The sequence below is a fragment of the Chitinophaga niastensis genome, assembly GCF_003014755.1.
In the GTDB taxonomy this organism is placed as follows: domain Bacteria; phylum Bacteroidota; class Bacteroidia; order Chitinophagales; family Chitinophagaceae; genus Chitinophaga; species Chitinophaga niastensis.
Genome location: NZ_PYAW01000003.1, coordinates 129,288 through 149,339 on the forward strand (window position 1 = coordinate 129,288; position 20,052 = coordinate 149,339).

The 20,052-nt window shown below is 43.6% G+C and carries 20 protein-coding genes; 3 read left to right on the forward strand and 17 right to left on the reverse strand.

Annotation, left to right across the window (positions count from 1 at the left end; all coding sequences use genetic code 11):
• Window positions 1-23: 23 nt before the first annotated feature.
• From nuoL to CLV51_RS15315, 12 genes are all read right to left on the reverse strand, one after another.
• On the reverse strand, window positions 24-1,913 hold the full coding sequence (gene nuoL / locus CLV51_RS15260) for an NADH-quinone oxidoreductase subunit L (RefSeq protein WP_106528932.1): 1,890 nt from the start codon (window positions 1,911-1,913) through the stop codon (window positions 24-26).
• Window positions 1,914-1,928: 15 nt separating this feature from the next.
• Entirely contained in the window at window positions 1,929-2,237 is a 309-nt protein-coding gene (gene nuoK, locus CLV51_RS15265; protein ID WP_106528933.1) for an NADH-quinone oxidoreductase subunit NuoK, read from the reverse strand.
• Entirely contained in the window at window positions 2,234-2,761 is a 528-nt protein-coding gene (gene nuoJ, locus CLV51_RS15270) for an NADH-quinone oxidoreductase subunit J (RefSeq protein ID WP_106528934.1), read from the reverse strand. The genes nuoK and nuoJ overlap by 4 nt, the downstream gene beginning before the upstream one ends.
• Before the next feature lie 11 nt (window positions 2,762-2,772).
• Window positions 2,773-3,288 (reverse strand): NADH-quinone oxidoreductase subunit NuoI, encoded by a 516-nt coding sequence (nuoI, locus tag CLV51_RS15275; RefSeq protein WP_106528935.1) that lies wholly within the window; start codon window positions 3,286-3,288, stop codon window positions 2,773-2,775.
• A gap of 27 nt (window positions 3,289-3,315) precedes the next feature.
• Entirely contained in the window at window positions 3,316-4,266 is a 951-nt protein-coding gene (gene nuoH / locus CLV51_RS15280; RefSeq protein ID WP_106528936.1) for an NADH-quinone oxidoreductase subunit NuoH, read from the reverse strand.
• Window positions 4,267-4,272: 6 nt separating this feature from the next.
• Window positions 4,273-6,966, reverse strand: a complete 2,694-nt coding sequence (gene nuoG, locus CLV51_RS15285) for an NADH-quinone oxidoreductase subunit NuoG (protein WP_106528937.1) — start codon at window positions 6,964-6,966, stop codon at window positions 4,273-4,275.
• Window positions 6,947-8,227 (reverse strand): NADH-quinone oxidoreductase subunit NuoF, encoded by a 1,281-nt coding sequence (gene nuoF / locus CLV51_RS15290; RefSeq protein WP_106528938.1) that lies wholly within the window; start codon window positions 8,225-8,227, stop codon window positions 6,947-6,949. Before nuoF ends, nuoG begins: the two co-directional genes overlap by 20 nt.
• 54 nt (window positions 8,228-8,281) lie before the next feature.
• Window positions 8,282-8,746 carry an NADH-quinone oxidoreductase subunit NuoE gene (gene nuoE / locus CLV51_RS15295; protein WP_106528939.1) on the reverse strand — a complete coding sequence of 155 codons (465 nt, stop codon included), beginning with the start codon at window positions 8,744-8,746 and terminating at the stop codon, window positions 8,282-8,284.
• A 12-nt stretch (window positions 8,747-8,758) separates the two neighbouring features.
• Window positions 8,759-10,504 carry an NADH-quinone oxidoreductase subunit C/D gene (gene nuoC / locus CLV51_RS15300; RefSeq protein WP_106528940.1) on the reverse strand — a complete coding sequence of 582 codons (1,746 nt, stop codon included), beginning with the start codon at window positions 10,502-10,504 and terminating at the stop codon, window positions 8,759-8,761.
• Between the two features lie 83 nt (window positions 10,505-10,587).
• Window positions 10,588-11,226 (reverse strand): NADH-quinone oxidoreductase subunit B, encoded by a 639-nt coding sequence (locus CLV51_RS15305; protein WP_106528941.1) that lies wholly within the window; start codon window positions 11,224-11,226, stop codon window positions 10,588-10,590.
• A gap of 48 nt (window positions 11,227-11,274) precedes the next feature.
• Entirely contained in the window at window positions 11,275-11,760 is a 486-nt protein-coding gene (locus CLV51_RS15310; protein WP_245898759.1) for an NADH-quinone oxidoreductase subunit A, read from the reverse strand.
• 250 nt (window positions 11,761-12,010) lie between these two features.
• Window positions 12,011-12,454 (reverse strand): CBS domain-containing protein, encoded by a 444-nt coding sequence (locus CLV51_RS15315; RefSeq protein ID WP_106528942.1) that lies wholly within the window; start codon window positions 12,452-12,454, stop codon window positions 12,011-12,013.
• A gap of 297 nt (window positions 12,455-12,751) precedes the next feature.
• Here CLV51_RS15315 and CLV51_RS15320 point away from each other — a divergent pair, with 297 nt between their 5' ends.
• The 3 genes from CLV51_RS15320 (at window position 12,752) to CLV51_RS15330 (ending at window position 14,998) form a co-directional block, all read left to right on the forward strand.
• Window positions 12,752-13,645, forward strand: coding sequence for a helix-turn-helix domain-containing protein (locus CLV51_RS15320; RefSeq protein WP_211302016.1), 894 nt, complete (start codon window positions 12,752-12,754; stop codon window positions 13,643-13,645).
• Window positions 13,646-13,716: 71 nt separating this feature from the next.
• Window positions 13,717-14,634, forward strand: a complete 918-nt coding sequence (locus CLV51_RS15325) for a DUF6268 family outer membrane beta-barrel protein (RefSeq protein ID WP_106528944.1) — start codon at window positions 13,717-13,719, stop codon at window positions 14,632-14,634.
• A 79-nt stretch (window positions 14,635-14,713) separates the two neighbouring features.
• Entirely contained in the window at window positions 14,714-14,998 is a 285-nt protein-coding gene (locus tag CLV51_RS15330; RefSeq protein ID WP_211302017.1) for a hypothetical protein, read from the forward strand.
• Window positions 14,999-15,033: 35 nt separating this feature from the next.
• On the opposite strand, the gene CLV51_RS15335 is transcribed toward CLV51_RS15330, so the two are convergent.
• From CLV51_RS15335 to CLV51_RS15355, 5 genes are all read right to left on the reverse strand, one after another.
• On the reverse strand, window positions 15,034-15,903 hold the full coding sequence (locus tag CLV51_RS15335) for an MBL fold metallo-hydrolase (RefSeq protein ID WP_106528945.1): 870 nt from the start codon (window positions 15,901-15,903) through the stop codon (window positions 15,034-15,036).
• A gap of 54 nt (window positions 15,904-15,957) precedes the next feature.
• Entirely contained in the window at window positions 15,958-16,389 is a 432-nt protein-coding gene (locus CLV51_RS15340) for a nuclear transport factor 2 family protein (protein WP_106528946.1), read from the reverse strand.
• 32 nt (window positions 16,390-16,421) lie between these two features.
• Window positions 16,422-16,961, reverse strand: coding sequence for a carboxymuconolactone decarboxylase family protein (locus CLV51_RS15345; RefSeq protein ID WP_106528947.1), 540 nt, complete (start codon window positions 16,959-16,961; stop codon window positions 16,422-16,424).
• A 163-nt stretch (window positions 16,962-17,124) separates the two neighbouring features.
• On the reverse strand, window positions 17,125-17,976 hold the full coding sequence (locus CLV51_RS15350; RefSeq protein ID WP_245898761.1) for an AraC family transcriptional regulator: 852 nt from the start codon (window positions 17,974-17,976) through the stop codon (window positions 17,125-17,127).
• A gap of 251 nt (window positions 17,977-18,227) precedes the next feature.
• Window positions 18,228-20,042 carry a glycoside hydrolase family 35 protein gene (locus tag CLV51_RS15355; protein ID WP_106528949.1) on the reverse strand — a complete coding sequence of 605 codons (1,815 nt, stop codon included), beginning with the start codon at window positions 20,040-20,042 and terminating at the stop codon, window positions 18,228-18,230.
• Between the last annotated feature and the right edge of the window lie 10 nt (window positions 20,043-20,052).

Here is a 20,052-nt window from a genome sequence, read left to right on the forward strand (position 1 = left end):
ATAATATCGTTTAGTCGTTTCAGTTATATGTATATACGCCAGATCAGCACAGATAATATAGCCACTGCGCCCAATACTACGCCCAGTATATACCAGCGCAGCAAACCACTTTGTGTACGTGCGAGCATATGATGACACCATTGCATCAGTTGCGCCAGGCCAGTGTATAATTTATCAACCAGATCTCTTTTATTGATGCGCGACAGGTACACGTAAGGACGCACCAGCAATACATCGTACAGTTTATCGAAGTCCCAGCCCCTTGCCCAAAAGCCACGGAACCAAAGTATGGCAGGCATTTCCAGAAAATCCACCATTCCTTTGGGATGAATAACCACCCAGGCATAAGCCAGTCCGATACCACTCAATGCCAGCAATGCCGACAATCCCTGCGAAGTCCATTCCAGTATAGCACTCTCCTGCAATACCGTTACGGCAGGCAGCACCGGCAGCAGCCAGTTACTGAAAAGCGTAACATGTCCCAGCGTATGTGGCAACTCTATGAAACCCGCCACGGTAGATAATACCGCCAGGATGTATAAAGGGATCATCATACTGTTACCAGGCCGGTGATGCACCTTTGTTTTAATATCTCCATAAAACACCAGGAAAAACATACGGAATGTATACATCCCTGTGAGCAATGCGCCCAGCAAGGCTGCCAGCCAAAATCCCACATGACCGCCGGCAGCAGACCACGACAACCAGATGATCTGATCCTTACTATAAAATCCCGCAGTCACAAAAGGAATCGCTGCCAGTGACGCAGAACCTATCAGGAACACCCAGTAAACAGCACGTAGTTGTTTTTTTAGTCCGCCCATTTTGAACATATCCTGTTCATGGTGCAACGCCACAATGATAGCACCGGCACCCATGAACAATAAAGCTTTAAAAAAAGCATGGGTTACAAAATGAAATACAGCAGCCGACCATGCCCCGCAACCCAGTGCCAGGAACATATAGCCGATCTGGCTGACAGTAGAATATGCCAGCACTCTTTTTATATCTGTTTGCACCAGTGCACTGAAACCCGCCAGCACCAACGTAATGGCGCCAATAACAGCAGTTGTTGTTTGTGCAGCAGGTGCCAGTTCAAATAAAGTATGGGTACGTGCAATGAGGTATACACCCGCTGTTACCATAGTAGCCGCGTGGATGAGCGCACTTACCGGTGTGGGACCGGCCATTGCATCCGGTAACCATGTTTGTAAAGGCAGCTGTGCTGATTTACCCACAGCTCCACCCAATAACAATAAAGCAATCAACGTAATGGTAGGATCACCTTTTGACCACAGTTGGGTGGCGCTTTCGAGAATATTTTGAATATGTAAAGTACCGGTGTATTGAAACAACATAAACAGTGCAATGCCCATCGCCGTATCCCCCACGCGGGTAACAATAAATGCTTTGCGCGCAGCGTATCCGTTGGCTGGATCCTTATACCAGAAGCCTATCAGCAGATAACTGCAAAGGCCTACGCCTTCCCATCCAAAATACAACAGCAATAAATTATCGGCCATCACCAGCACCAACATGGCACCTACAAACAAATTCATGCAGGCGAAAAAGCGGGAATAGTCCGGCTCATCGTGCATATACCCTGCTGCATATACGTGAATCAGAAAACCTACTATGGTAATCACCAATACAAAAACAACAGATAATGCATCCATCCTGAAATCTACACCGGCCCTGAATCCTCCTGCCTGTAGCCAGGTCCATACATGTTGTTGTATGGCCTGTTCCCCGTTGGCTGCAAACTGTGCCGCTATTCCGATAGCGACGGCTGCTGACAATGCAATACTGCCGCATCCGATTACGGCAACGGCTGCACGACTCAGCTGTTTCCAGCCAAGCATGAGTATGAAGGCACTTAAAAAAGGAATGACCGGGATCAATGCAGGGAGCATAATTATTAATATTTATTATCCATTCATTTTACTGGCTTCGTCGCTGTCTAATGTTTTAAGCTGATGATATAACTGTAGTATGAGTGCCAGTCCTACCGATACTTCCGCAGCGGCCATGGCCAGTATGAACATGAACATCACCTGCCCGTCTGCCGTACCCCAATGTGAAGAGGCCACCACAAAGGCGAGGCCGGCGGCATTCAGCATAATTTCTACAGAGAGCAACATAAAAATAATGTCGCGCCGTACGAGTATACTGATTAGTCCCAGCACAAATAAAACGCCGGCGAGCAACATGCCCGCAGTAGTTGGATGCACGTTCATACTTCTGTATTTTCAAGAAAACGATGTAATGTTTTTTGTTTCTGACGTCCCAGGTGATAAGCGCCTACAATGCCCGCCATTAGCAGGATACCCGTGAGTTCCACTGCAATGATGTAAGGCCCGAACAACGCCATACCTACGTCTTTTGGATTTACAATGATGACATCTGAAACAGGTTGCCGGTTTTGTAAAACAAGGAACACCAACTCTCCCAACAATATTATACATAACAACGACGGGAAAATCCAGATCCGGGGTTTCAGCCAACCCCTTTCCCGTTCAGCCGATTCCTTACCCAGGTTCAGCATCATCACAAAAAAGATCAGCAATACCATGATAGCCCCTGCATATACAATCACTTCCAGCGCTGCCATAAAAGGTGCGCCATACATGTATAGTACCACTGCTACTGCCAGCAACGACACCACCAGGTATAACAATGCATGCATGATGTTATAGCGGGTAATCACCATCAGCGTGGAGAGTATTGCAATGGCCGCAGCGATATAAAAGGCAGGATCCATTATTGTGTTTTTTATGGTATTAAACTTTTAACATCTACCGGTGGTTCTTCATCCTGTGCTTCCCCTTTATCCTTGCCTTTGATGGCTAAACCAGCTATGTTATAATAATTGTAGCCCGGATATTTACCTTCACTATTAATGAGCAGGTCTTCTTTTTCATACACCAGGTTTTGCCGGTTGTATTCTGCCATTTCATAATCGGGTAACAGCTGTATAGCGTAGGTAGGACAAGCTTCTTCACAAAATCCGCAGAAGATACAGCGGGAGAAATTAATGCGGAAAAATTCAGGATATCGCCTGCCGGATTCATCTTCTGTTGCCTGTAAAGAAATACAATCTACCGGACAGGCAGCAGCACACAGGTAACAACCTACACAACGCTCTCCTCCATCCGGATCACGGGTCAACGCAATGCGGCCACGCCAGCGCGCAGGCAACGGCGCTTTTTGTTCCGGATACTGGAACGTTTCCCGCTTATGAAACATGTGCAGGAATATCAACCACATACTTCTTACTAAACTTAACATCCTGTTGAGATTTTGGAATTGTGTGATCTATGTATTTAGCCAAAGCTTAATTGCAGCCGTTATCATCAGGTTAAGCAACGATAAGGGAAACAACACCTTCCATCCATACTCCATCAGCTGATCATATCTTGGACGCGGCATCGAAGCACGGAACAAAATGAATAACATGATGAAGGCAAAAGTTTTTATTATAAACCATATCACCGGTGGCAGAAACGCAGGCCCCAGCCATCCTCCGAAATAAAGTGTTACCAGCATACCGGATATAAGGGTAATACCCAGGTACTCACCAATAAAAAACATCCCGAACTTCATTCCGGAATACTCCGAGTGAAAACCTGCTACCAGCTCACTTTCCGCCTCTGGTATATCAAAAGGCAAACGATGTGTTTCAGCTACACCTGCCACCAGGAAAATGAGGAAACCAATAAACTGTGGTATGATAAACCATACTTTTTTTTGTGCTTCCACTATTTCCTGCAGATTAAAAGAACCGCTCAACACCACCACGCCCATTAAGGCCAGCCCCATAAACACTTCATAACTGATCATCTGCGAAGCCCCGCGCATGGCGCCCAGCAGCGCATACTTATTATTGGAAGCCCATCCTCCCAACACTACGCTGTATACACCTAATGACGACATGGCCAGGAAAAACAATAATCCAATATTGAGATCCGCTACAACAATACCCGGCGCAAAAGGCATTACCACAAAACTCATCAGTACACTGAATACTACTACACCAGGCGCAAATACAAACACTACTTTATCTGCAAACGGCGGAATCCAGTCTTCTTTAAAAAATAATTTAATCGTATCTGCCAATACTACCAGCACACCAAAAGGCCCTGCCCTGTTGGGACCATAACGATCCTGCCACAAGGCCAGCATCCGGCGTTCCACCCATATTAATCCGGCGGCTGTGTTTAACAGTGCAAAGAGCACCCCACCTATTATCCACCAAAAGTTTGTCATGGCGCATTATATTTTTATCAGCTGTGGCGCTTCTGCTATCTCCATATTGGGCAAACCAACAGGGATACCGGCAGCGCCCTGCTGCAGTGTATCATTGATAATTACCGGTAACGTATAGTGATGACCGTTCTCTATAAAATGTAACAGATATCCTTCTGCTACCTGGAAACGTTTGGCGTCTTCACTATGCAACATGATATAGGGAGCCGGCATACGCTCTGCAATACCGGGTGTATGCACACTCAGTTCCTCTGACCCGTAAATATGATGCAACGGTACTAAAAGCAGGTGTCCGGCAAGTGGCAGAAAAGGTTCCGGTACCTGTGTAAAAAACGGCGTATGCCCGTTTACGTTAGGCGCAATTAAACGTTTGCCAGGGTTGCCATCACGCAGCGCCCCACCGGTTTCTACCTGGAATTTATTGACTGATTGCACCGAATTCCATCCCGGCGACCAGAAAAACGGAATCATGGCAGATGGTGGTGTTCCCCTATAACCTTCCATGGTAAAGGAAAGCGCAGTATCACTATCTTCCGGTGGTTTGGGTTCACTTACATTTACATCGGCCTGCATAGCCGTACGGCCGCTGTAGCGGTGTGGTTCTCTTGGAATTTTTTGACCGGCTATCCGGAATCCGGCACCGGGTGTTAATGTATCAATACCTGCAAATACTTTACAGGTGCGGGCTATAGCACTCACTACATCATCCAGGTGTACCAGTCCGGCCAGAGAAGCATTGCCTGTTGCGACGCCTGCCTGCAACAGCCAGCGCCAGCTCTCCTGCACATCGGTACCAGGTGTAAATACCTGGAAGAACCGCTGAGCGCGACTTTCATTATTCACCAGTGTACCGTCAGACTCCGCAAATGTACCGGCAGGTAATAACACCGTTGCTTTTTCTGCGGTAGGATTATAGAGATGATCCAGCAGGATGATATCTTTTATACTTTTAAAAAAATGATTAGCAGTATGATGATTCAGGCGGCGATACAAATCGTTTTCCAGGATGATGGCAGTATCTACCGCATCATGCAATACCTGATCCATCGCTGTATCCAGGCGGTGACCACCTAACATTTCCAGTCCCATACTATTACATTCCGGTACTGTAAAAGTGAGCATGGCATCAATGCCAAGGTCGTGCAATGCCCAGGCTACGTTGGCAGCAGCCTTGATAACGGCTTCGCTGCCACTGCCATAACCTGCTATGATCAACGGGTTCTTTGCATTTTTTAAAGTAGTGGCTATCTCCTGCGCAATCGCCTTTCCCTGATCTGACATACCGGTTACCTCCGGCATTTTATCGCTCAGCAGGTGGCTAACGCCAAAGCCTATACGCGCAATATTATCAGGGGCCGTGTGATAAGCACCTTTTGCCAGTTCATCCAGTTTAGTTTCCAATACATTCAGGATGTAGAGCGGCCCTTTACTGTCCTGCACCGCTTCACGCACAGCAGCATCCTGCCAGGCGGGCACGTGCACATTATTGATCGCCTGCTCTACCGGGATGCGGCGCACTGCCTGTCGTACGGACAGCGCCAGCATCGGTGCCGTATTCGTTACATCTTCTCCTAAAATCAACACGGCATCAGCAGCAGCGGCTTCCTGCAGAGAGGCGGCACGTACCGGACCCTGTTGTAAAATCTTTAATGCCAGCGATACCAGTGAATGATCCGCAGCGGATACACCTAAATAAAAATTATCTGCTCCCACCAGCTGCTTCAACACAAAATTGGATTCCAGGGAAGCGCGCGGAGAGCCGATCCCTATTACCTTTTTGGATACTATCTTACTGCGGATGTGCTGCATAAGAGGTATACCATTAGATCCTTCTGCCGGAGAATGGCGTACCATTGGCGCTTTGATGCGGTCCTTACTATTTACAAATTCATAACCATAGCGCCCACGATCACATAAAAAGTAACCATTTACATCACCATTAAAACGATTGGTGATCTGCCTCACCGTTCCATATCTTTCACCTGCAATGATGTTACAACCCAGTCCGCAACCCTGACAAACAGATGGTGCGGAAGTCATATCCCATTTACGGGTATAATGTTCTTTCAGTGTTTTATCAGTGAATACACCAGTGGGACAAATCTCTGCGAGGTTGCCACTGAATTCACTTTCGAGTGTTCCATCCTGCTGCCGGCCAAAATACACGTGGTTGTGGGCTGCAAAAACATCAAGATCTTTTCCACCGGCAAAGTCTTTGTAAAAACGCACGCAGCGATAACATTGTATACAACGGTTCATTTCATGATTCAGAAACGGACCCAGGTATTGGTTGCTGTAAGTACGTTTTGTAAAACGGTAATCGCGGTAAGCGTGGCCGGTCATGACCGTCATGTCCTGTAAGTGGCAGGAGCCGCCTTCATCACAAACGGCACAGTCGTGCGGATGATTGGTCATGAGCCAGCCTATCACGTGTTCGCGAAAAGATTTAGCGTCACTATCGTCAACGGACATACGCAGATTATCTTTTACCGGCTCCATGCAGGACATCACAATCCGTCCTTTTTTATCATCTTCATCTTTAAACACTTTTACCGCACATTGGCGGCAGGCACCTACGGAGCCCAGTGCCGGGTGCCAGCAAAAGTAAGGAAGGTTCAAACCCAGCGACAGGCAAGCTTCCAGCAGGTTCTTGCCCTCCTTTACTTCATATGGTTTATTGTCAATGTGAATGATGGGCATAAGGGCATTTTTTTTCTTTGATATGTTGCTCAAAATCTTCCCGGAAATATTTCAGTGCGCTTTGCAATGGCTCCATCGCGCCGGGGGCCAGTGCGCAAAAGGTATTTCCGGGGCCTAGCAGCTTCGTATGCATATCGAGCTGGTCGAGGTCTGCATACGTTCCGTGTCCCTGTTCTAATGCATATAATATTTTCTCTGTCCAGGGCAGCCCTTCACGACATGGCGTACAAAAGCCACAGGATTCCTGAGCAAAGAAGTGTTCCAGATTATGTACAAAACCTACCGGGCAGGTATGATCGTCTAATACCACCATGGTGCCGGTTCCCAGGCGACTGCCGGCAGCAGCCACTCCTGCAAAATCCATTTTCACATCCATATGTGCATCGGTTAAGAAATCGGTGGAGGCTCCTCCCGGTAATGCACCGCGGAAACGAAAACCGTTTTTCATACCACCTGCATGTTCTTCCAGCAACTCGCGCATTGTTACTCCCATAGGCAGCTCCCATGCACCGGGATTATTAACCTGACCACTCACACCATATATTTTCGTACCCCCGTCGGCGGTATGGCTCAGCGATTTAAACCAGTCGCCGCCATTATTCATGATATGCGGTATAAAAGACAATGTTTCTACATTATTGACGATAGTAGGTTTACCAAACAAGCCGCTTACCTGTGGAAACGGTGGCTTGGCGCGGGGTATAGCCCGTTTACCTTCGAGTGAATTCAGTAAAGCGGTTTCTTCTCCGCACATATATCTTCCCACACCTGTATGCAGCTGCATCTCCAGGCTATAATTTTTTCCGAGGATATTTTTGCCGAGATAACCTGCTGCGTATGCATCTGCAATAGCTTTATTCATTTCACGCGCAGCATCTTTATAGGCCCAGCGAAGAAAAACGAAAGCCTGAGTAGCCTGAATGGCGTAAGCTGAAATGATCATGCCTTCCAGCAACTGATGCGGATTACCTTCCAGCAGCCAACGATCTTTGAAGGTGCCCGGTTCCATTTCATCTGCATTTGCTACCAGGTATTTAGGACCTGATACATTCATGGGTACAAAGCTCCACTTCATGCCTGTGCTGAAACCTGCTCCCCCTCTGCCTTTCAGGTCAGCATCCTTTACACGTGCAGTTACTTCAGCTGGTGTGAATTCCTGCAATACCTTGCGTAGTGCGGTGTAGCCACCCACAGCTTCGTACTCCTTTATGTGTAAGGCAGCACCGGAAGCAGGAATATGTTGTGTGAGCGGACGTTCCATTATATTTATCTGTTTTCTTTCGATAAAAATTTTTACTGTAATAACATTTAAAACTCATTCATATTTCTTCAGTATCTTTTCCAGTTCTTCTTCTTTCAGATCTCTGTATAAATCATTATCTATCATGAGCGCCGGTGCGTGATCACAAGTACCTAAGCAGGCATTGGGCAGCAGCGTGAAACGCCCGTCATCAGTTGACTGGCCATACTTTATGTGCAACAGCTCCATCAGCTTATTTTGTATTTTCGTATAGCCCATCACGTAACAACTGATACTATCGCAGAGCAGGATTACATGCCGGCCAACGGGGCGGCGAAAAATGAGATTATAGAAAGTGGCTACACTGTCTACCTCCGCGGTACTCATATCCAGCAGTGAAGCAATATCTTCTATACTTTCGTCGGATACCCAGCGTCGTTCCTGCTGCACTATTTTCAGTGCTTCAATGCACGCGGCTTTTTTAACCGGCACCTGTTGCAGTTCGTGTGTTATTTGTGCTATTTCAGTGTCTGAAAGCATATGTTGATTAAATTATCTGTCAATATCTGCCAGTACGTAGTCCATTCCGCCAAGGATAGATAACAGGTCAGCCACCGTATAGCCGCGGCTGATCAATGGAATCATCTGCATGTGCGGGAAAGAGGGCGTGCGTACACGTACCCGGTAAGCAGCGGTGTTGCCATCGCTGATGAGATAATAGCTATTCCAGCCTTTTGTAGCTTCTGTACAACTCATCGCTTCTCCTGCGGGAATCACGGGGCCCCAGCTTACGTTTAAAAAATGATGTATGAGTGTTTCTATATCCTTCATAGTATGCGCCTTCACTGGCGGGGTAGCAAGCGGGTGGTGTGATTTGTAATCCCCGGCAGGCATGTATGCCAGGCATTGCTCTATGATGCGTAAACTCTGGCGCATCTCTTCCACCCGCACTACCGCGCGGTCGTAACAATCGCCATTGTGTGCAACCGGGATCTCGAAAGCAAAGTTTTCGTAACCTCCGTAGGGCCGCTTCTTGCGCATATCCCACTCCATACCACAGGCACGGAGACCGGGGCCTGTTACACCCCAGTCAATAGCTTCTTCCAGGGTATAAACACCAATACCTTTTGTGCGTGCTTTGAACAGGTAATTTTTCATTACCATGTTATCATATTCCTTGAGCTGACGCGGAAAATAACTGATAAAATTTTTCACCAGCTGATCCCAGCCGTTGGGCAGATCCTGTGCTACGCCACCAATACGGAACCAGTTAGGATGCATACGTCCGCCGCAAATAGCTTCAATGATTTCAAAGATGCGCTCACGGTCGGTGAACATGTAGAAGACGGGTGAGAGTTGTCCCAAATCCTGTGCGAAGGTGCCATACCATACCAGGTGGCTGGCAATACGGAATAATTCGCACAGCATCACGCGGATCACCTGTGCACGTAGTGGCACATCAATGCCGCCCAGTTTTTCCACGCCCAGCAGGTAGGCCAGGTTATTATTTACTCCGCCCAGGTAATCAATACGATCTGTATAGGGTATGTAAGTGTGCCAGGACTGCCGTTCTCCCATTTTTTCCGCACCGCGGTGATGGAAGCCGATGTCCGGTACTGCATCTACAATATCTTCTCCGTTGAGTTGTAAAATGATACGTAATACCCCGTGTGTACCCGGATGTTGCGGACCAATGTTGAGGAACATAAAGTCGGCATCTTCGCTATGACGTTTTAAGCCCCATTCTTCGGGTTTAAACCGCAGAGCCTCCTGCTCCCTGTCTACCTTCTCATCATAGAGCTTAAACGGCCCCATTTCGGTGGCCCGGGCCGGATGCTCCTTGCGGAGCGGATGCCCTTCCCAGGTGGTAGGCATCAGGATGCGTTTCAGTAAGGGGTGGCCATTGAATTTGATGCCGAACATATCATATACTTCACGTTCGTACCAGTTGGCGGCTGTCCAGATGGGGGTAATACTTTCCAGCGAAGGATATTCGCCGTACAAGCCTACTTTGAGGCGCAGGAAGGCATTTCTGTCGAAGGAAAAAAGTGTATAAACAACGGTAAAATCGTACGGTTTATGCCCGTTTTCCGGCCGTTTATACGCACGCTCGTCAATGGCCGTGAGGTCATAGAGCATGCGATAAGGCATTTGTATTTCGGATTTAAGGAATTGTAGTACGGCCACAATTTTCTCCTGTGGCGTCCAGAAGGTGGGCGTCTCATCCCGTGTAGTTTGTGGCAGAAAGGTGCTGTCACCGAAACGGGAGCTTAATTCCGCTGCAATGCTCTCTGGCATAGCGTATTAAGTTTTGGACTAGGTGAATAAAATATCGGCGCTTCCTTCTTAATATTTCATATATCCGTAGCTGTTAGTAAGTACTATATCTGATCGGGTGTTTTAAACTGTGTCATTTGTTGCCGCTTTTCGCGCAACTCATCTTTCATGGAAATTTTCTCCGGACGGATAACGCCCTGTTCTCCTATCACCCAGCTGAGCGGGCGTTTTTCCTTGCCTACGGTATCACGCAGCAGTACCAGTCCCTGCATAAAAGCATCCGGGCGGGGCGGACAACCGGGTACATATACATCTACCGGTAAAAATTTATCTACGCCCTGTACAACGCTATATATATCGTACATACCGCCGGAATTGGCGCAGGAGCCCATGGAGATTACCCACCGGGGTTCCATCATCTGTTCATAAAGGCGTTGTATAACCGGGGCCATTTTAATGAATACGGTGCCGGCAATGATCATTACATCTGCTTCCCGTGGTGTGCCGCGGATCACTTCCGCACCAAAACGGGCCATGTCGTATTTGGGTGTCATAGCAGTGGCCATTTCCACAAAACAACAGGACAAACCAAAGTGAAAGGGCCATAGTGAGTTTTTGCGGCCCCATGCCAGCAGGCTTTCTACAGAAGTGAGCATTACGCTTTGCTGGATCACTTCTTCCATAGAAGTATTGCCGGATATTTTACCCGTAGCGTCGTTTGCGTTGGTCAACCACCATTTCATGATATGTTGATTTACTTTTTAATGAACTAAAAAATCAACGATCCGGTGTTACATTACTGCTTGTTGAGTTTGTGTCTTATTGTCCGTGTAGTCGTGAGGGTGAGTAGCTTTTTGATGCTTTCGCATTTTCTTATATGCGCGTAATATCTTTTTCCCATCGGGACCAAAGTCTAATGCGCCGTTACGCCATTCGTAAACGAGAACTGCCAGTAGTATGAAGATAAAAATAGAAACGCCCAGGAAGCCTGCCCAGCCTACTTCTTTATATGCAATTGCCCAGGAAATGATTAATACTGTTTCGATATCAAAGATAACGAACAACATTGCAACAAGATAGAATTGAGAAGGGAACCGGAGTCTGGCGGAGCCGGTGGAGATAATGCCGGATTCATATGCTTCGCCGGTGGCGCGGTCTTTATGACGTTGCCCCAGCACATAAGATAGTCCTAATATGATACTTACCAGTATCACAACGATAGCACCATATGCTAAAAATGGCCAGATGGGGGTGTTTTCTGCAATAGCGATTTTCAAAGTGTTCGCCCTCCGAGCGATTTACTTAAAAAGTCCGTTATGCCAGTCTGTTTAGGAATACCCAGTAGTCTGCTTTCCATGCTACTGTAACAAGTCCGTTAAAATAAGTCTGTAAACCGCTAAATACCCAGAGGATAGCTGGAAAAGAGCTCCAGTTTCATAACGTTCAACATCTTCCTTACGGTAAAGACTATATGAAATTGAATTTACAAAAATTACTTCTATAAAACAAAATTGATTATGCGATTGGTCAGGTATGTGTGCCGGTGATATAACATTCCAGGCTGGTGATGATATAACGCTGATCGTCTATAATAAATTTCACTACGTCGCCGATGGAGATAAGGCCTATCAATGTGTTTTGTGCGTCTACAACCGGAAGGTGACGAATTCTTTTATCCGTCATCAGTCCCATACAATCTTCTATGGAATCATCTTCTGTAACTGTAATGGGGCGTTCAGTCATAATTTCGCGGATAAGCGTTTCTTTAGATGCACGTCCTTTTAAAATTACCCTACGGGCATAATCACGTTCTGAAAATATTCCCAGGAAACGATTATCCTCATCTACAACTGTTAGTGCTCCTACATTACGATCCACTAACACCTGCAAAGCTTCAAATACTGTATTGTCCTGGTTTATTGAGTAAACTGCATGACCCTTTGCCTGCAGGATATTACGTACCTTTCCCATGGCAAGCTATTTAAGAAAAGTTAAGAAATGAAAAACCAATGTTTCTAAGTTAAGAATTTTCACTGTTAAAAGCAAGGCGGTGAAAAAGAAAGCATTAGTGTAAAAAATACACATAGCACCGATCTACTGTGGAGCTCATGGCTCATTATTATTAGCTGGTTAAAAGACAGAAAAATTTCGCGATAGTGACGTAGGGGTAAAGCCAGAACTAAGTGTCTTATCCTTATAAATAAAGACATATTGCCATCTAAGGGATATGCCCCGATAGAAAATATTGCCTAAGTTTAAATCTGTATTTTGAGCAAGAAAATTAAAATAGTCACATCAATTGATTTTGAGAATCAATACATGTCAGCAACACCACCAATCTTGAGGTCATTAGGAATTCCTATTCAAATATATGATGTAAAGGAAACTTCCCGTTTTATTAAAATACCTACGCCACTTTATAGACCAGATTATAACTTCCTGGTTCACCTTACTAAAGGAAATGCAAAACAGCAGGTAGATACAGAAATAAGATCAATAAACAGGAATGATATCTTATTTGTTAAGCAGGGTAATATGACTGCTTTAAAAGAAATTAGTAACGACATAGAAGGTCATATAATTATATTTGAAGATAGTACACTCAATCATCTTTTATCCAAGGAGAAATTCATCAATCTTTTTACTGCAAATACAGTAATTAAATTATCAGATGAAATCAGCAATTGGCTAACGCCACTTTTCGAATTATTAACTACTGAAATTTATAATAATAAACCTAATCTTGACATTTGTTATTCATTGTTCCAGGCAGCTTTGATAAAAATTATTGCTTCGGATAAAGAACATAATAAAACCATCAACCGGAGCAGCGAAATTGCATTTACTTTCAAAGAATTGGTTTACAAACACCACGTTGAACATAAATCTGTTTCCTTTTATGTAGATAAACTATCGGTTTCTGTAAATTATTTAAACCGGTGTATACAGCAAACAATGGGTACTGCTCCTAAAGAATGGATAAACAAAGTAAGTATTTTACAAAGTCAGCTTTTATTACAAGACTATACCAAATGTATTTCATCAGTAGCATTTGAACTCAACTATGAGGATCCTGGCTATTTTGGGCGTCTTTTTAAAAAGATAACCACATTAACACCTTCTGAATACAGGGCTTCATTAATGCAAAATTTGTCCGAGTAAAGGTAGATTCTGTTCTAAAAGAAGTTACTGTTTTCATGCAACCTTTGTGATATAAAATCCAAAGGAAAAACATGAAAAATTTATTGCGTCTTTTTTTACTAATTTTTTTATACATTTTATTTCCAAATAAAATTCTTGCTCAGTTTATTAAGGATATTGCAGGAGTGGCTGTTACGATCCATGCTGAAAGTAAATTTAACAATGTACCGTCCGGAAGTTCTTTAATCGGGACTAAGTTTAAATACAACAGCTACGATGCATGTTTGCCATTGCCTCCATTGCATTTTGGCAAAACTTTAATTTTTTCAAATATTAATTATCGGTTAATGGATTTTAGTTTTGATAAAGAAACTACACCTAATCCATATCACATAGATAAAATTCATGAACTAAAGGCGGTAGTCATTATCAGACATCCTATTTCTACAAAATGGTCTCTTTTAGGGGTAATAATACCAACAGTGGCATCAGATTTCAAAAATTCATTTTCAGGGGATGATTTAATGCTGGATGGCATTTATGGTGTATCCAAAAAATTTGGGAAACATGCTAATCTTGAAATAGGTCTTGGCGTGCACGCTATGTATTCATTTCATGAACTCCTGATTACACCCGGGGTATCTATAGATTACAAAAGCAATAATGGCAAATGGATTGGACAATTTTATTGGCCAAGATTAAATGTTGTATATAATTTATCTAAAAATACACAGGTTGGTATTGCTGGCTCAATAGATTGGACGAAGTATAATTTAAAAAGCTATACAGACTTTCAAGGTAAGGAAATTAATTATGCACAGTTTTCAACCATTCATGCCGGCTTACAATTTAACCAGCGCATTTATAATAATTTTTGGATTCAGGTACAGGGTGGTATGGGGTTGTTTAATAGCTATAAACTATTTAACTCCAATCATGATACCATCAGGAATTTTTCGATAGATAATATGGCGTACGGAAAAGTCATGCTCACTTACAGAATAAAATAGTAAAATATGCTTAGCAAGCATTAAAAATAAATAATGAAAAAAATAACGCCCTGGCTTTATTTAATACCCGTAAAAAACGATGGAAAATTTTGATCACATATTAATTTTCAGAACCAATATAAGATCTACATCAGATAAAAAAAGGCTACAGCCTATTCTTGATGCAAATGAGTGTATTGAGCATTGGAATATAGACCTGGATGATGTGGACTATGTGCTCAGGATTATCTCCTATCAATTAAAGCATCAGCAAATAATCGAACTGATAGAACATCACGGCTATGAATGCTGCGAATTAGGCGACGATATAGCTCACATCCCTCCTTCTCCCAACCTGCCACCAATACAAAAGCCGCTATCGTAGCGGCTTTTTGCGAAAGTATCATAATGCAACCAGGACTATAGTTTAATTATTGCGCCTGGTTCAATTATTTTCAATCTTTTCCTGTATCCTGTAGCATCCAAGGTATGTTGAAGTATCGAAATAGGCTCTACGTACATAGAAAATGTGCTATGATGAACAGGGCTGATTAAATCAGGATTCAAAGCTTTAATAATTTTAAGACAATCGTCCGCATTTAAACCACGTCTGCCTATTTTCCCATCCGAGCCAACTGCTCCCATGTCCGGAACCAGGAGATTTATTTTACCATACCGGGTGAGGTCCTGTATTTCATCGAACCAGACCGTGTCGCCGGTCCAATAGATCCGGTAAACGTGGCTTCCATTAGTATACTCAACGATATATCCATTGCCTTTCCCTAATTCGGTTCGTAATGGTTCGTCTTTGGTATGCATTGCTTTGACTGCAATTATCCTGAGTGTTTCGGATGATTTATTTATGATCATTGTATCACCCCAATTGAGTCCATGGGTATTAACAAAGCCCCAGTTCAGCAGCATGTCTTTGTTTACAGCCGGTGCAACCACTGATAATTGTTTATTAAGCTTTTGCCTGCCTTCTCTGTCGAAGTGATCGGCGTGAGGATGACTTATCAACAGCAGGTCTATACCAGCTGTGTCAAAGGATGCCGGGTCAGCATACCTTGTAATATAAGCATTCAGCGCACCGGTTGTTGGATGTTTCTTTATCATAAAAGCCGTGTCACTTTTCGGGCTTAACATCGGGTCGGTTAGTATTTTGAAACTACCCAGCTGCAGCGCATAAGTCGGGCCTCCAATCCACTGAAAACTTTTGCGGGACTGCGCGATGGAAATTTGAGCCAACGCTACACAGATAATTAGTAAGGATATTTTTAGCGGTTTCATTTTAAAAATTATTGATTGACAAATTGCCTGACACTGATCAGATCAATGGAGTTATTAAATTATTCCTTCAACAAAAAATACATTGATCCCATCAACATTATGCAGATGGGTGGCCAGCTTTGAAATTTTATGATCTTCCAGCTCACATACGATGGCCACATATTGATCCAGTTGTAAATCGCCTCTTACTGCAGTGTTGTGAAGAGATAATGTTACGCCATACAGACCAATTAAAATATGATTTAACTGGACCATGACACCAAAATCCCGGAGCCGCTGTGCCCTTTTGATGACGGCATCGGCACCGATAGCTTCACCGGATATGACACTGGTTCCCGGCAACGTCCATGTACAATCTTCAGTAATTATGGATCGCATTAAGTCCCAGTCGCGGGTCTTTAAGGCAGTAATAAACTGTAAGGCTATATTTGATTTTTCCTCCGTAGAGAGGATATTCTTAATGCTGTTTGGATCTGATATACTCATAATGGATAGTTTATATTGGATGCTGTAAAAGATCAGTTCAATGGTTCAGCAGGCGGAAAATCCAGTGGTACCTCCGTTAAAGCAAATACATAATTGGTATATACCCTTACAGCGATCAAACCAATGAGTTCCATAACGGCGGCCTCATTAAACCCTGCCTGATAAAAATTTTCTAATAAATCATTGCCGGGTTTACCTTTATTTTCTGCAATAGATTTACCTAATTGAATAATAGCATTCAGCTTGTTATCACTTACCTGACCTTTTCTGATGGAGATGGTTTCTTCTTTTGTAAATCCTGTTCTCAGGGCTAATCCGGTATGTGCAGCCAGGCAATAGGCGCATCCATTTACTTCAGATACAACCAGGGCGATGGCCTCTCTTTCCTTAGGAGTAAAAACACCTTTATTCAAGGTAGCTTCATATTCCAGGAATCCCTTTAGGGCATTGGGAGAATAGCCAATGGTAGCATAGAGGTTGGGAACTTTTCCCAGGCGCTGTGTTAATTGATCGAATAAAAGCTGAGATTCGGTGCTTACCTGATCACGGGCAGGGACGTTAATTGATTTCATGGTTTCTATTTTATAAATTATTTATATTGATCTGAATTGGTAATTGTGTGTAAAAAAGACTTTTCATCATATAAATCTGATAGTTCCTTTAATACTTTCTGCTGTATTGAATGACAGTACAAATTTATATCAGTTAAAGGGGCGCAACCATGGATATTGGAGGCTATTGGATGGACAAATCTGCCACTATCGATATTCCGGTCCTTTCGCGGAAGGTTAGTGGAGAGACTTTGGTCATCTTCTTAAAAAAACGACTGAAATAAAATTCATCATTGAATTTTAATGAATAGGCTATTTCCTTAATACTCAGCCTGGTAAGATGGAGTTGTCGCTTTGCTTCCAGAATGAGGCGCTCCTGGATAAGTTGTGAAGGGGTTTTTCTAAAATATTTTGTACAACGTTTGGTGAAATTATTGGGCGACATCGCTAATAAATCCGCATAATCCTGTGGTTTATGCAGGCTAAGGTAATGCTGATCTAAGAGCTGCCTGAATTGTTCCATCAGTTCATCTTTTTTCATCTGTTCCTGTGGGTCTGAAAGAGATTTGATTTTAATGCTGCCTGATTTCGCCAGGAACAGTTGAAGATATGCCTTGAGTACTATCTCCGAAGGAGGTGCCTGGTTGAACTCTTCAACCAATTCACTTAATAACTGGTCAAATATCTTCATATCCCTATTCGTCAGTTTGATAGCGGGTGTTATATAGATATTGTTAAACAACAAACCATTGCATGCTACTTCAGTTCTGTGGTATTCAATACAATAAAAATCTCCATGGAATTGTAAGACAGTAAGTTTTGCAGGCTTGCTTTGCTCAATATAAATTACCTGTAATGGTGTAGAAAATAGAAGAACGGGGCCTGTAAAAGGGAACGCTGCAAAATCAGCATGATAAACGCCTTCTCCCTCTGTGATAAATAGAATAGTATATTCAGAAAATTGTGTCGGATTGTTTAACAAGTCGCCGGTTGTTATTTTTAATCCGGGTAAATTTTCTCCTGATTTTGAAATCACTTTTTTTACTGGTTTTGATGGATAATTGAAAGGCTCCGTTTTTTTATGAATCTTTTTAAAAGAAAAACATAAAACTAAACCTTTTTTGAACGGATTGAATAAATTCATCCGGGAATATCAAACGGAGAAACAGTAAAAAAATTGATGGTAAGAAAAAAAATAGCGAAGATCAAAGCCAGTATCACTACCCGCTTTAATCTTCGCTAATCAATTTATAAATCTTAAAAAATCAGTCTAATCCTGAAGGCAATCTACTCCAGTGTCTTCACACCTTTCACAGGTGACGCATTTTCCTGGTGTAAATCAAAAACAACTATTTCATTAGCACCTTTCTTCAGCCACGGAGCCGGGCAGTACAGGTGCAGTTGCGGACCTATCTCCCAGTAACGGCCCAAATTATGACCATTTACCCACACAATGCCTTTTTTGTAGCCAGTCATATCAATAAAAGTATCGCCGGTGGTATCGAGGTTAAAAGTGGCTTTAAAGAACTGTCCGGGTTTAGTGGCATTATTGGCAGAAGCAGATAATTCCTGCACAAATTTTTCTGTCATCGGCAAACCATACACTTCCCAGTTCATCAGTGTCATACCGTTAAGGACTACACGATCAGTAATACCCTTACGGTCAATGATAGCTTCTGCAAAGTTGATGCGACCCATACCTTCTACCAGGATTTCCAGTACCGGATTTTTTACATCACTTGCAGGAATATCAATTGTTTTTTCACCAAGACGACGATCTATTTTTCCGATGTATTTACCATTCAGAAAAACAGTGGCGTAATCATGCAGGTCTTTAACAGACAACTTACCGCTTTTATGTCCGATGAGTGTTGTTTTGTATACCATGAAACCGTAATCCTGACCATAAGCTTCAAAAGGTTTGGGCTGTGGTGAGTTTACCGCCTGTGGTAAATGATCCCATACAGAAGTGAAGGCCGTTAAATTAATGACAGGAATGCTGATAGTTGGAATAGGCGCCGGAATAGCAGGCAATTTTTTTCCTTTAGGCAAATAACTAGCTATCAGATTGCGCAACGCCTGGTACTTAGGTGTGGCATTTCCTTGCTCGTTAATCGGTGCATCATAATCGTAGCTGGTTACATCCGGCTCATAACCTTTACCACCGGAATTAGCGCCGGCAGTGTATCCGAAGTTAGTACCACCATGAACAACGTACAGGTTAAAAGAACGTTTGGTATCCATGAGGAACTTCACTTCTTTAGCAATGCCATCAACACCAGGCCGCTGCCATTGTTCACCCCAGTGGGTTAACCAACCCGGATAAGATTCACTGCTGAAGGCAGGTACGTTCGGATTTTGTTTTTTTGCCTCTTCAAAGTCGGCTTCAGAGCCGCCGGAATCCAGTCCTATAGCTGCTCCTTCTACTCCGCCTGCTTCCAGCATATAAGGTGTAGCACCGTCTGCAGTATAAAAAGGTATGTTGATACCATTCTTCAACCACAAATCTTTCAGTGCATACAAATAATTTTTATCGTTGCCATAGCTACCATATTCATTTTCTATCTGCATCATCACTACCGGGCCACCGTTAGTGACCAGTAAAGGTTTCACTTCTGCAGCCAGGTGTTCTACGTAACTGGTTACGGCCTGCATATAACGCGGATCCATACAACGCACTTTGATATCCGGTGTTTGCAGCAAATAAGGTGGTAAGCCACCAAACTCCCATTCCGCGCACACATAAGGCCCCGGGCGTAATAATACCCACATGCCTTCCTGCTGTGCTATTTTAATGAATTCTGCAATGTTGTGATTGCCGGTAGTAAAGTCAAATTGTCCTTTTACCGGTTCATGGTAATTCCAGAAAACATAGGCAGCAATAGTATTACAACCCATTGCTTTGGCCATCTGTATACGGTGGCGCCAGTATTCATGTGGAATACGTGCAGGATGCATTTCACCACTGATCATCTGAAACGGCTTACCGTCCAGCATAAACTCAGTTTTACTAAATGCAAAAGAATGTTTGCTCTGTGCCTGCACTGCCTGTCCTATCCAACAGGATAAAGCCAGCATGCCGCTTAGTATTACTTTTTTCATTGTTCAGATA